Source organism: Bradyrhizobium sp. Ash2021, assembly GCF_031202265.1.
In the GTDB taxonomy this organism is placed as follows: domain Bacteria; phylum Pseudomonadota; class Alphaproteobacteria; order Rhizobiales; family Xanthobacteraceae; genus Bradyrhizobium.
In genome coordinates this window covers 8,748,464-8,760,599 of the sequence record NZ_CP100604.1, presented here as the reverse complement: position 1 = coordinate 8,760,599, position 12,136 = coordinate 8,748,464, and the positions used below count along the sequence as shown (strand labels likewise).

General features: G+C 64.4%; 7 protein-coding genes. 3 read left to right on the top strand and 4 right to left on the bottom strand.

Translation table 11 applies throughout. From position 1 onward, the window contains the following. Nucleotides 1-159: 159 nt before the first annotated feature. From NL528_RS42100 to NL528_RS42090, 3 genes are all read right to left on the bottom strand, one after another. On the bottom strand, nt 160-675 hold the full coding sequence (locus NL528_RS42100) for a TIGR02281 family clan AA aspartic protease (RefSeq protein WP_309180228.1): 516 nt from the start codon (nt 673-675) through the stop codon (nt 160-162). A 258-nt stretch (nt 676-933) separates the two neighbouring features. Beyond that, nucleotides 934-3,408, bottom strand: a complete 2,475-nt coding sequence (hrpB, locus tag NL528_RS42095; RefSeq protein WP_309180227.1) for an ATP-dependent helicase HrpB — start codon at nt 3,406-3,408, stop codon at nt 934-936. A 155-nt stretch (nt 3,409-3,563) separates the two neighbouring features. Next, nucleotides 3,564-4,883: a UDP-glucose/GDP-mannose dehydrogenase family protein gene (locus NL528_RS42090; protein ID WP_309180226.1), complete on the bottom strand. Its 1,320-nt coding sequence runs from the start codon at nt 4,881-4,883 to the stop codon at nt 3,564-3,566. Nucleotides 4,884-5,060: 177 nt separating this feature from the next. On the opposite strand from NL528_RS42090, the gene NL528_RS42085 reads away from it, so the two are divergent. From NL528_RS42085 to polA, 3 genes are all read left to right on the top strand, one after another. Next, nucleotides 5,061-6,128 (top strand): acyltransferase family protein, encoded by a 1,068-nt coding sequence (locus NL528_RS42085; RefSeq protein WP_309180225.1) that lies wholly within the window; start codon nt 5,061-5,063, stop codon nt 6,126-6,128. A 204-nt stretch (nt 6,129-6,332) separates the two neighbouring features. Continuing rightward, nucleotides 6,333-7,481, top strand: coding sequence for an IS4 family transposase (locus tag NL528_RS42080; protein ID WP_309184800.1), 1,149 nt, complete (start codon nt 6,333-6,335; stop codon nt 7,479-7,481). Nucleotides 7,482-7,585: 104 nt separating this feature from the next. Further along, nucleotides 7,586-10,603, top strand: coding sequence for a DNA polymerase I (gene polA / locus NL528_RS42075; protein ID WP_309180224.1), 3,018 nt, complete (start codon nt 7,586-7,588; stop codon nt 10,601-10,603). Between the two features lie 81 nt (nt 10,604-10,684). Here polA and NL528_RS42070 read toward each other — a convergent pair whose 3' ends face one another. After that, the gene (locus NL528_RS42070) at nt 10,685-12,052 is read right to left on the bottom strand and encodes an MFS transporter (protein WP_309180223.1); all 1,368 of its coding nucleotides are present in this window, start codon (nt 12,050-12,052) and stop codon (nt 10,685-10,687) included. Nucleotides 12,053-12,136 lie beyond the last annotated feature (84 nt).

Here is a 12,136-nt window from a genome sequence, read left to right as displayed (position 1 = left end):
GGATTGGCGTCTTGTAGCCGATAATTGCGGCAGATTTGAAGGCAACAAGATTGTCATCGTCCGCGAAGGCGGACGATCCAGTATTCCAGTGAACTATCGTGCATTTTCGACGGCCGCGGCGTACTGGATGCCCCGCTTTCGCGGAGCATGACACTGCGCCTACTGCTCCAGCACCATTTTGCCGTTGGCGTATTCGAAGCGCTTCAGCCTCGACAGGAACGACAGGCCGAGCAGGTTTTCCGACAGTGCCTCATCCGGCAGCACCATGGCGTCGACGTCGCGCACCACGAGGCCACCGAGTTCGACCCTGGCAAGCCGGGTGCGCGCGGCCTTGATGGTGCCGTTGGCGGTGGTGACGGTGGCTTTGTAATCGCCGGGGGTGGGGCGCAGACCAAACCGCGCTGCGGATTTTTCGTTCAAGGCCACCAGCGAGGCGCCGGTATCGACCATGAAGTCGATGCGCTGACCCTCGATCCGGCCGTCGGTCTGGAAATGGCCGCGGGCATCGGGGGGAATGCTGAGACTGCGGCTACCGGCCTGCGCGACCGTCTCTTCCGGGGCCTTTCGCGGCGCCGCGTTGGCGGATGCGGGCACCGGCGTCAGCTTGTCCGCCATCTGCGCCATGAAGGTGCCAAGGGCGACCAGGACCGCGGCGAAGATCATTATGTTACGCATGACGCCACACTCGGTTCATACAGCCGCCGATATCACCACGCCGGCTGGCAACCGGCGACTAACAACGCCGGTCGAGGCTGCCATTTCGGCGAAAAGGATGAGTGAAGTGTTAACGGGCGCTGTCATACGCGGGCTTGACCCGCGTATCCATCTTCAAAAAGACGAGCCTTCTCAAGAGATGGATTGCCGGGAGCGCAGACAAGTTTATTTAGTCTGCGCAGGGCAGACTACTATGCCCGGCAATGACGAGTTTGTCTCTCAGGTCCCGCGCGGCTTCACCCGCCGCGTCGGCATCGCGTTGGCCGGATCTTCCGGCCAGGGATGCCGGGGATAACGGCCGCGCAGGTCGGAGCGCACGGCGGCATAGCTGCCGCGCCAAAAGCCCGGCAGATCGCGCGTCACCTGCACCGGCCGCTGCGCCGGCGACAGCAGTTCCAGCACCAGCGGCACTGCGCCCTTGGCGATCGAAGGATGGGTGTTGAGCCCAAACAATTCCTGCAGCCGGACGGCAATGGTCGGGCCCTGCTCGGCCTCGTAGTCGATCGCCAGCATGGTGCCGGTCGGCGCTTCGAAATGCGTCGGCGCTTCGCGCTCCAGCCGTGCGCGCAATTCCCAGGGCAGCAAGTTCATCAGCGCGTCCGACAAATCGCCGGCGGAAAAATCCTTCAGCGATGTTTTGTCGTAAAGCGCCGCCACCAGCCAGGTCTCCCGCCCGGCCGCGAGTGCGGCGTCGGACAAATCCGGCCAGCTTTCGCCTTCCGCCTTGCGCAGGAACATGACGCGGTCGCGCCATTGCTTGAGGGGTTTCGACCACGGCAATTTGTCGAGGCCGGCCGCGATCAGCCCGTCGGCGAAAACGCGCGCGGTCTCCGCCGTCGGCGACAGCGCCATCGGCGCTTCCGACAGCGTGATCGCGTGCAGGGTCCGCTTGCGGCGGGCGCGCAGCGCCATCGCGCCCCGATCGAACGAAATCTCCTCCGTGCTTGCGATCTGATCGGCAAAGCGCAATTCGATCTCTTCCTGGGTGATCGGCGCGGCCAGCAGAATGCGGCCCTGCGCGGCCGTGCCCGTCAGCTCGGCGACCGCAATATAGGGCGCGCGCGCCAGCGCGGAGATCTGTTCCACGGCGGCACCGCGGCCGTTGGCCAGCACAAAGCTGCCATTGCCACGGTTGCGCGCGACGCGATCCGGGAAGGCCAGCGCCAGCATGATTCCGGTGGAGAGGTCGCCTGCCGCTTGCGGTGAGTTCGAAGCCGCCACCTGCGAGGCCCAGCGCTGCGCCAGGCTGCGGGCGCTGGAAGCGCGTTGCGAACGGTCGCGGCGGAACTGGTCGAGCCGGGCGTCGAGATCGACGCTGTCGCCGCCGAGGCCGCGTTCGGTCAGGATCGCCGCGATTTCAGCGGCTTCCTCCCCTGCCCCCAGCCGGTCCGAATCCACGATCATCCGCGCCAGCCGTGGCGGCAGCGCCAGCGCGCGCAGGCTTTTGCCTTCTTCGGTGATCCGGCCGTCGGCATCGAGCGCGCCGAGTTCGCCGAGCAGGCTATTGGCTTCCTTCAGTGCCGGCGCGGGCGGCGCATCGAGGAATGCAAGCGTCGCGGGATCGCTGACGCCCCATTGCGCGAGATCGAGCACCAGCGAGGACAGATCGGCCGAGAGGATTTCAGGCTGCGTGTAGGCCGCGAGCGAGGCGGTTTGCGGCTCGTCCCAGAGACGGTAGCACACGCCGGGCTCGGTGCGGCCGGCGCGGCCGCGGCGCTGGTCGACCGCCGCGCGCGAGGCGCGCACCGTCTCCAGCCGCGTCAGCCCAATGTCCGGCTCGTAGCGCGGTACCCGCGCCATGCCGGAATCCACGACGATGCGGACGCCTTCGATGGTCAGCGAGGTCTCGGCGATCGAGGTCGCCAGCACCACCTTGCGGCACCCTTTCGGCGCCGGCGCAATGGCGCGGTCCTGCACGCTGGCATCGAGCGCGCCGAACAGCGGCACGATCTCGATGGAGGCGTCGTGAATGCGTTCGCCAAGAAAATTCTGCGTGCGGCGGATTTCGGCAGCGCCCGGCAGGAAGGCGAGCACCGAGCCAGGATCGGCGCGCAGCGCGGTCGCGATCGCATCCGCCATCTGCCGCTCCAGCGGCGCATCGGGTTTGCGGCCGAGATAGCGCGTCTCGACCGGAAAGGCGCGGCCTTCGCTGGCAATCACGGGCGCGTCGCCAAGCAATTTTGCGACCCGCGCGCCGTCGAGGGTTGCCGACATCACGAGGATGCGAAGATCCTCGCGCAAACCGGTCTGCGCGTCGCGCCCCAGCGCCAGGCCGAGATCGGCATCGAGTGAACGCTCGTGAAATTCGTCGAACAGCACCGCGGCGACGCCGTTCAATTCGGGATCGTCGAGAATCTGGCGCGAGAAGATGCCCTCGGTGACGACTTCGATCCGCGTCGCCCGCGATATTTTTGAACCGAAGCGGACGCGGTAGCCGACGGTCTCGCCGGCGCGCTCGCCCAGCGTCTTGGCCATCCGGTCGGCGCTGGCGCGGGCCGCGATCCGCCGCGGCTCCAGCATGATGATCTTCTTGCCGTTCAGCCAGGGCGCATCGAGCAGCGCCAGCGGCACCCGCGTGGTCTTGCCGGCCCCCGGCGGCGCCACCAGCACGGCGGCGTTGTTGGCCGTCAGCGTGCGCGCGAGTTCGTCGAGCACCGCGTCAATCGGGAGGGGGGTGTCGAAGCTGCGGGGCAAGGTTTATCCGGTGTCACCGATGTCGTTCCCTCGCCCCGCTTGCGGGGAGAGGGTTAGGGTGAGGGGGAGTCTCCGCATACTCGCTCGCTGAGAGTCCCCCTCACCCGGCGCTATGGGCCGACCTCTCCCCGCAAGCGGGGCGAGGTAAGAAAGTATCACACCACCGGCTCAGCCGCCCGCCCGATGCTCTCATAGGTAAACCCGAGCGCCGCCATCTCCTCGGGCCGATAGACGTTGCGCAAATCGACCACAACCGGCTGCGCCATCTCGCGCTTGACGCGTTCCAGATCGAGCGTGCGGTACTGCACCCACTCGGTCACGACCACCATGGCGTCGGCACCCTTCACGCAAGTGTAGGGATCGTCGCAATATTCGATGTCGGGCAATTCCTTGCGCGCCTGCTCCATGCCGACCGGATCGTGCGCGCGGACCTTTGCGCCCATGTCGAGCAGGCCGGTCACCAGCGGGATCGACGGCGCCTCGCGCATGTCGTCGGTGTCGGGCTTGAAGGTGAGGCCGAGCACGGCCACGGTCTTGCCGCGCAGGCTGCCGCCGGCGAGGTTGGAAACCTTGCGCGCCATCGCGCGCTTGCGGATTTCGTTGACGCCGAGCACCGCCTCGACGATGCGCAAGTTCACGTCATGGTCCTGCGCGATCTTCACCAGCGCGCGGGTGTCCTTCGGAAAGCAGGAACCGCCGAAACCAGGGCCTGCGTGCAGGAATTTCGAACCGATGCGGTTGTCGAGCCCGATGCCGCGCGCGACCTCCTGCACATCGGCGCCGACTTTTTCGGCGAGATCGGCGATCTCGTTGATGAAGGTGATCTTGGTGGCGAGGAACGCATTCGCGGCGTATTTGATCAGCTCCGCGGTGCGCCGCGCCGTGAACATCAACGGCGCCTGATTGAGCGACAGCGGCCGGTAGACATCACCGAGCACTTTTCGCCCGCGCTCGTCCGAGGTGCCGACCACGATACGGTCGGGGAATTTGAAGTCGCGGATCGCCGCACCCTCGCGCAAAAACTCCGGATTGGAGGCGATCACCACGTCGGCGGATGGATTGGCTTCGCGGATCAGGCGCTCGACTTCGTCGCCGGTGCCGACCGGCACGGTCGATTTGGTGACGACGACGGTAAATCCCCTAAGCACGGCTGCGATCTCGCGCGCGGCGCTGTAGACGTAGGTGAGGTCGGCATGGCCGTCGCCGCGCCGCGACGGCGTGCCGACCGCGATGAACACCGCGTCGGCCTCGGCGACCGGGGCGGCCAGATCGGTGGTGAAATCGAGCCGCCTGGCTTTCACGTTGGACGCCACCAGCGCGTCCAGGCCGGGCTCGAAAATCGGGATTTCGCCGCGGTGAAGTGCGGCGATCTTGCCAGCATCCTTGTCGACGCAGGTGACCTGGTGGCCGAAATCCGCAAAGCAGGCTCCGGACACCAGCCCCACATAGCCCGTGCCAATCATGGCAATGCGCATGGAATAACCCGCTCTCTATGGTTAACGGTTTTTCGAACTTGTGCGCCTCTTAAAACATTTGGCGGCAAAGGGGAAACCGTAAAAAGCGCCGGAAAGCGGCATGCCATTTGTAAGATAAAGGGGAAAGAAACCGATCCGGCCGATGATGCGCCGCCGACACGCCGAAACAGGACAACAATGACATCTAACGGCACATCCGCGTCGACAGGGCGTTCCGCATTTCCCGCGGGCGGACGCGTCGATTGGGTCGACTATGCCAAGGGCATCTGCATCGTCATGGTGGTGATGATGCATTCGGTGCTGGGCGTGGAAAAGGCTGCCGACCAGACCGGCTTCATGCACCTCGTCGTGATGTTCGCCAAACCGTTCCGGATGCCGGATTTCTTCCTGATTTCCGGGCTTTTCCTGTCGGTCGTGATCGGCCGCGACTGGCGCACCTATCTCGACCGCAAGGTCGTGCATTTCGCCTATTTCTACGTGCTGTGGGTGACGATCCAGTTCGGTTTCAAGGCGCCGTCGCTGGCCGCCGAGGCCGGCTGGAGCCATGTTGGATTGCTTTATCTGGAATCCTTCATCGAGCCGTTCGGCACCCTGTGGTTCATTTATCTGCTGCCGATCTTTTTCGCCGTCACAAAACTGACACGCAAGACGCCACCGCTCGCGATTCTGGCCCTGGCCGCCGCGCTGGAGATGGCGCATGTCGTGACCGGTTGGACCGTGATCGACGAATTCTGCGCACGCTTCGTCTATTTCTATTCCGGTTATCTGTTTGCGCCTTACGTGTTCGCGCTGTCCGATCGCGCGCGGGCCCGTCCCGTGCTGGCGCTGGCGGGCCTGGCGCTGTGGGCCGTCGTCAACGGCAGCCTGGTTGAGTTTGGCGCCAGTGAATGGCCTTTGGTTTCGCTCGCGCTTGGATTGGCCGGCGCCAGCGCCATCATCGTGACCGGCACGCTATTGGCGCGCATGCAGTGGTTGAATTTCCTGCGCTATTGCGGCGAGCATTCCATCGTCATCTATCTGGCGTTCTTTCTGCCGATGGCGGCGACCCGGACCTTGCTGCTGCGTAGCGGGCTGATCCACGACATCGGCACGGTTTCGCTGATCGTCACCGTTGTCGGCGTCGCCGCGTCGCTCGTGATCTGGCGGATCGCACTGGCGCTGCATGCCAACTTCCTGTTCGAACGCCCCGCGGCGTTCTGGATCGCGCCGAAGAAGGCCGCGCCGGTATTGCAGGCGGCGGAGTAGCCGCGGCATTTCAACGCTCTTGCCGTCATGCCCGGCCTTGCGCCGGCCATCCACGTCCTGGCTGCGCAACAACTGGCTAGACGTGGATGGCCGGGTCAAGCCCACGGCTGTCCGGTTTAATTTTGGTGGACATGGCGCATGGCATTGATTCTTCTGTGTTCCAAGCGTTTGGCGACGTTTTGGGACACGGAGAAGGATCAAGCCATGCAGCATCACAATAGTGTATTCCACAGCGTATTGAAGCAGGTTCCGTGGCATCGCTTTGATCAGCTTGTGGATGAGCACGGGGCCGACAAGCATGTTCGCACCCTGACGACGAAGAGCCAATTAATTGCGCTGATGTACGCACAATTGTCGGGGGCGCAGAGCCTGCGAGAGATCGAGGCCGGTCTGCAGAGCCACGCCACCAGGCTCTACCATTTGGGCAGCGATGAGGTGTCGCGCTCGACGCTTGCGGATGCCAACGCACAGCGGCCCTGGCAGGTGTTCAGCGGCCTGTTCGCGCATTTGGTCGGGCAGCTCACGCGTGGGCTCAAGCGCAAGACCGGCGAAGCGGTGCACCTGATCGATTCGAGCAGCCTTCGTCTGAGCGCGCTGAGCAAGGACTGGGCGAGGTTCTCGGCAGGTGTCTGCGGCGCCAAGATGCACATCGTCTATGACCCCGACGCCGTTTGCCCGATCTATGCCGCTGTCACGCCGGCCAACATCAATGACATCACTGCCGCCAAGGACATGCCGATCGAGGCCGGGGCCACCTACGTGTTCGACCTCGGCTATTATGACTACTCCTGGTGGGCCAAACTCCACGCCGCGGACTGCCGGATCGTGACCCGGCTCAAGAGCAACACCAAGCTTCACGTGGTCCACAAGAATGCAGTCGCGGCAGGCTCAAATATTCTTTCTGATCGCATCGGCCATCTGCCGCAACGTATGGCACGCAACCGTCAAAACCCGTTCCAGGATCCCGTCCGCGAGATCCGCGTGCGCATCGACACCGGAAGGATCCTGCGCATCCTCACCAATGACCTCGATCTACCGGCAACCGATATCGCCGATCTCTATAAACGCCGTTGGCAGATTGAGCTGTTCTTTCGTTGGGTCAAGCAGACCCTCAAAATCAAGCAGTTCATTGGACGCTCCGAAAATGCCGTGCGCATTCAGATCGCAGTGGCTCTGATCGCCTTCCTACTGCTGCGCCTGGCACACACCGCCCAGCGAGCCGTTCACAGCCTGCTCACCTTCACCCGTCTGGTGCGCGTAAACCTTATGCACAGACGACCGATCAACAGGCTGCTCCTTCCACCGCCTCCGATCATCAAAGATCAGCGACAGTTGAGCCTCAGCCTATGCTAAAATTAAACCGGACAGCCGTGGGTCAAGCCCGGCCATGACGAAAAACTGGTGCACCTTTCTGCCCCAAGGCTGTCAATCCGCGCAAAAATCCCTAAATTTCGGCCATGCCGAAAACAGCCCCCAAAACCGCCACCAAACCCGTTGCCGCCAAAGCTCCAGCCAAGGGCGACCATGTCTTTCTGGTCGACGGTTCCTCCTACATTTTCCGCGCCTATCACGCGCTGCCGCCGCTGAACCGCAAATCCGACGGGCTGCAGGTCAATGCCGTGCTGGGTTTCTGCAACATGCTGTGGAAGCTGCTGCGCGATATGCCTGAGGATAACCGGCCGACGCACCTCGCCATCGTGTTCGACAAGTCCGAAGTCACCTTCCGCAACAAGCTGTACCCCGACTACAAGGCGCACCGGCCGCCGGCGCCGGACGATCTGATCCCGCAATTTGCGCTGATCCGCGAGGCGGTGCGCGCCTTCGACCTGCCCTGCCTGGAACAGGGAGGCTTTGAGGCCGACGACCTGATCGCGACGTATGCGCGGCTGGCCGGCGAGCGCGGCGCGATCGCGACCATCGTCTCTTCCGACAAGGATTTGATGCAGCTCGTCACCGACAAGGTGACCATGTACGACACCATGAAGGATCGCCGCATCGGTATATCAGAGGTGATCGAGAAATTCGGCGTGCCGCCCGAGAAAGTGGTCGAGGTGCAGGCGCTGGCCGGCGATTCCACCGACAACGTGCCGGGCGTGCCCGGCATCGGTATCAAGACCGCCGCGCAACTGATCGTCGAATATGGCGACCTTGAAACGCTGCTCTTGCGGGCCGGCGAGATCAAGCAGCCGAAGCGGCGCGAGGCGTTGATCGAGAACGCCGAGAAGGCGCGGATCTCGCGGCAACTGGTGCTGCTCGACGACAAGGTCAAGCTGGACGTCCCGCTCGACGAGCTCGCCGTGCGTGAGCCCGACGCACGCAAGCTGATCGCGTTCTTGAAAGCGATGGAATTCTCCACCCTGACCCGGCGCGTCGCCGACTATTCGCAGATCGATCCTGCGGACATCGAGGCGGATGCAGGGAACAAGAGCGGCGCCGGCGCGAAAGGCGCGTCCGCTGCCGCACCGGCGAAGCCAACATCGGCCGGCACCACCGGCGATCTCTTTGCCAGCCCCGCCGCGCCGCCTGCGAAGACCGGCGGCAAGGAGGACAAGGCCGCCAGCCTGAAGGGCACCCCGATCTCGCTCGCCGCCGCGCGCGAGGAAGCGATCCGGAAAATCCCGGTCGATCGCAAGAAGTATCAGACCATCCGCAGCCTCGATCAGCTCCAGGCCTGGCTGGCGCGCGTGCACGACGTCGGCCACTTCGTCATCGAGGCGATGTCCGACTCGATCGACCCGATGCAGGCGGAGATATCGGGGATTGCGCTGGCGCTGGCGCCGAACGATGCCGCCTACATTCCGCTCGGCCACAAGCAGTCCGGCGGCGGCGCCGGCCTGTTCGATGCCGGCCTCGCGTCGGACCAGATCAAGGCCGCCGACGCGCTGGCGGCGCTGAAGCCGCTGCTGGAATCGGCCGGCATTCTCAAGATCGGTTTCAACATCAAGTTCAACGCCGTGATGCTGGCACAGCACGGCATCACGCTGCGCAACCAGGACGATGCGCAATTGATGTCCTATGCGCTGGATGCCGGCCGCAACGCGCACGGGCTGGAGGCGCTGGCCGAGCGTTGGCTCGGCCATGCCGTCGTCAATTACGGCGATCTTACCGGCAGCGGCAAGAACAAGCTTTCGTTCGATCAGGTCGCGATCGACAGGGCCGGCGAATACTCGGCCGAAAGCGCCGATGTGATCTTGAGGCTATGGCGCGTCTTGAAACCGCGCCTCGTCGCCGAGCGCATGAACGTGGTCTATGAGACGCTGGAACGGCCGCTGGTCTCTGTGCTGGCGAGGATGGAGCGGCGCGGCATCTCGATCGACCGCCAGGTGCTGTCGCGGCTGTCGGGCGATTTCGCCCAGACCGCCGCGCGGGTCGAGGCCGAGCTCCAGGAGTTGGCGGGCGAGCCGATCAATGTCGGCAGCCCCAAGCAGATCGGCGACATCCTGTTCGGCAAGATGGGAATAACCGGCGGCACCAAGACCAAAACCGGTGCCTGGTCGACCTCGGCGCAGATCCTCGATGAACTCGCCGAGCAGGGGCATGAGTTCGCGAAAAAGATCCTCGAGTGGCGGCAGGTCTCAAAGCTGAAATCGACCTATACCGACGCGCTGCCGAATTATGTTCATCCGCAGACCCATCGCGTCCACACCACCTACGCGCTGGCGGCGACCACCACCGGGCGGCTGTCATCGAACGAGCCGAACCTGCAGAACATCCCGGTGCGTACCGAGGACGGCCGAAAAATCCGCCGCGCCTTCATCGCCACGCCCGGTCACAAGCTGGTATCGGCCGACTATTCGCAGATCGAACTGCGGCTGCTGGCGGAGATCGCCGACATCCCCGTGCTGAAGCAGGCGTTCCGCGACGGGCTCGACATTCACGCCATGACGGCGTCTGAAATGTTCGGCGTGCCGATCAAGGACATGCCGAGCGAAGTGCGCCGGCGTGCCAAGGCGATCAATTTCGGCATCATCTACGGCATCTCGGCGTTCGGCCTTGCCAATCAGCTCGGCATCGCCCGCGAGGAAGCCTCCGCCTACATCAAGAAATACTTTGAGCGTTTTCCGGGCATCCGCGCCTACATGGATGAGACCAAGGAGTTCTGCCGCAGACACGGCTATGTCGCCACGCTGTTCGGACGGAAGTGCTACTATCCCGACATCAAGGCAAGCAATGGCTCGGTTCGAGCCTTCAACGAACGCGCCGCCATCAACGCGCGGCTGCAGGGCTCGGCCGCCGACATCATCCGCCGCGCCATGATCCGGATGGAGGATGCGCTCGCGGAGAAGAAACTCTCGGCGCAGATGCTGCTGCAGGTGCACGACGAATTGATTTTCGAAGTGCCCGACGATGAGGTGGCGGCGACGCTGCCGGTCGTGCAGCACGTCATGCAGGACGCGCCGTTCCCGGCGGTGCTGCTGTCGCTGCCGCTGCAGGTCGATGCAAGGGCGGCGAACAATTGGGACGAGGCGCATTAAGGGATTGCTGTCATCGCCCGGCTTGACCGGTTGAATCCGCCCTGGGTCACCCGGTCAAGCCGGGTGACGACCGCTGAGGGACTAAACCTTCACCGGCCCCAATTCGTCAAAATGCCCGCGCCGCTGCAGCCAGGCCAGCAGGATCAGGCTCGGCACCGCGACCACGACGCAGATCGCAAAGAACAGCGGCCATCCCGTCGCCTTTGCGACATAGCCTGCGCCGGAGGATAGATACGTGCGCCCGACGGCGGCGAGCGCGGTCAGCAGCGCGTATTGGGTCGCGGTGTGCAGCGGGTTGCGGCACAGCGCGGATAAATAGGCGACGAAGATCACGGTGCCGATGGCGCTGGTGAAATTTTCGGCGGTGATGGCGAAGGCCAGCGCCCATTCGTTGACGCCGACCAGCGCCAGCCACGAGAACGAGAGATTGGCGACCGCCTGCAGCAGGCCGCCGATCCACAGGCTTGCCGCCAGCGAATAACGCCGCGCCACGAAGCCGCCGGCAAAGCCGCCGATCAATGTGGCGGCCAGACCCACGCCCTTGACGATCGCGGCGTAGTCGTTGCGCGAAAAACCGAGGTCGATCACGAACGGTGCGGTCATGGTGCCGGAAAACGCGTCGGTGAATTTGAACAGCACGACGAAGGCGAGTGCGGCCCAGGCGTCGCGGCGGGTGACGAATTCCGAGAACGCGCCGATCGCGGCATGCAGCACGCGCTCGAACGCGGTTTCCGTGCGCGTCGCCGCTTCCGCGCGCGCGGATTGCTCGGGCTCGGTCGCGGCCAGGGCCGTGGCGGTCCCGATCAGCACCAGTGCGGCCATCACTACATAGCCCCACATCCAGGCCGATGCGCGCGCGATGCCGGTGCCTTCGAAGCCGCTGACGATGAACAGCGCGCCCGCGGTCGAGACCAGCATGCCGATGCGGTAGGCGGCGACATAGGACGCCATCCCGGCCGCCTGCTCGCTTTCGGGCAGGCTCTCGACCCGGAACGCATCGACGACGATGTCCTGCGTCGAGGACATCGCCGCGACCAGCAGCGCGCCGAGCGCGACGAACAACGGCGAGCGCGCCGGGTCGGTCAATGCCAGCAGCAGGATCGCCACGATCAGCAGCAATTGCGAGAACACCAGCCAGCCGCGCCGGCGGCCGAAGGTTCGCGTGAAGAACGGCACATGCAGCGCGTCGACCAAGGGCGCCCACAGGAATTTCAGCGTGTAGGGCGTACCGACCAGCGCGAACAGGCCGATGGTGCCGAGGTCGACGCCGGATTCGCGCATCCACACCAGCAGCGTCGATCCCGACAGCGCCAGCGGCAGCCCGGAGGAAAAGCCGAGCAGCAGCACGATCAGCACGCGTGGCTGCAGGTAAACGGCAAGGCCGTCGCGCCAGGAGGGCGCGGGGGCTGGCGTAGCTGAGGCTGGGGAGGCAGCTTCGGGTGCGGTCATGGAAGGGTGTTAGCAGAGATTCGGGCGTCTTTCCCTCTCCCCTTGTGGGAGAGGGTGGATCGAATGAGCGCAGCTCATTCGAGA

Bases quoted from the DNA above. Each gene is read 5' to 3' on its own strand.
- NL528_RS42100 (WP_309180228.1), bottom strand. From the start codon at position 675: ATGCGTAACATAATGATCTTCGCCGCGGTCCTGGTCGCCCTTGGCACC.
- NL528_RS42085 (WP_309180225.1), top strand. From the start codon at position 5,061: ATGACATCTAACGGCACATCCGCGTCGACAGGGCGTTCCGCATTTCCC.
- polA (WP_309180224.1), top strand. From the start codon at position 7,586: ATGCCGAAAACAGCCCCCAAAACCGCCACCAAACCCGTTGCCGCCAAA.
- NL528_RS42070 (WP_309180223.1), bottom strand. From the start codon at position 12,052: ATGACCGCACCCGAAGCTGCCTCCCCAGCCTCAGCTACGCCAGCCCCC.
- NL528_RS42080 (WP_309184800.1), top strand. From the start codon at position 6,333: ATGCAGCATCACAATAGTGTATTCCACAGCGTATTGAAGCAGGTTCCG.
- NL528_RS42090 (WP_309180226.1), bottom strand. From the start codon at position 4,883: ATGCGCATTGCCATGATTGGCACGGGCTATGTGGGGCTGGTGTCCGGA.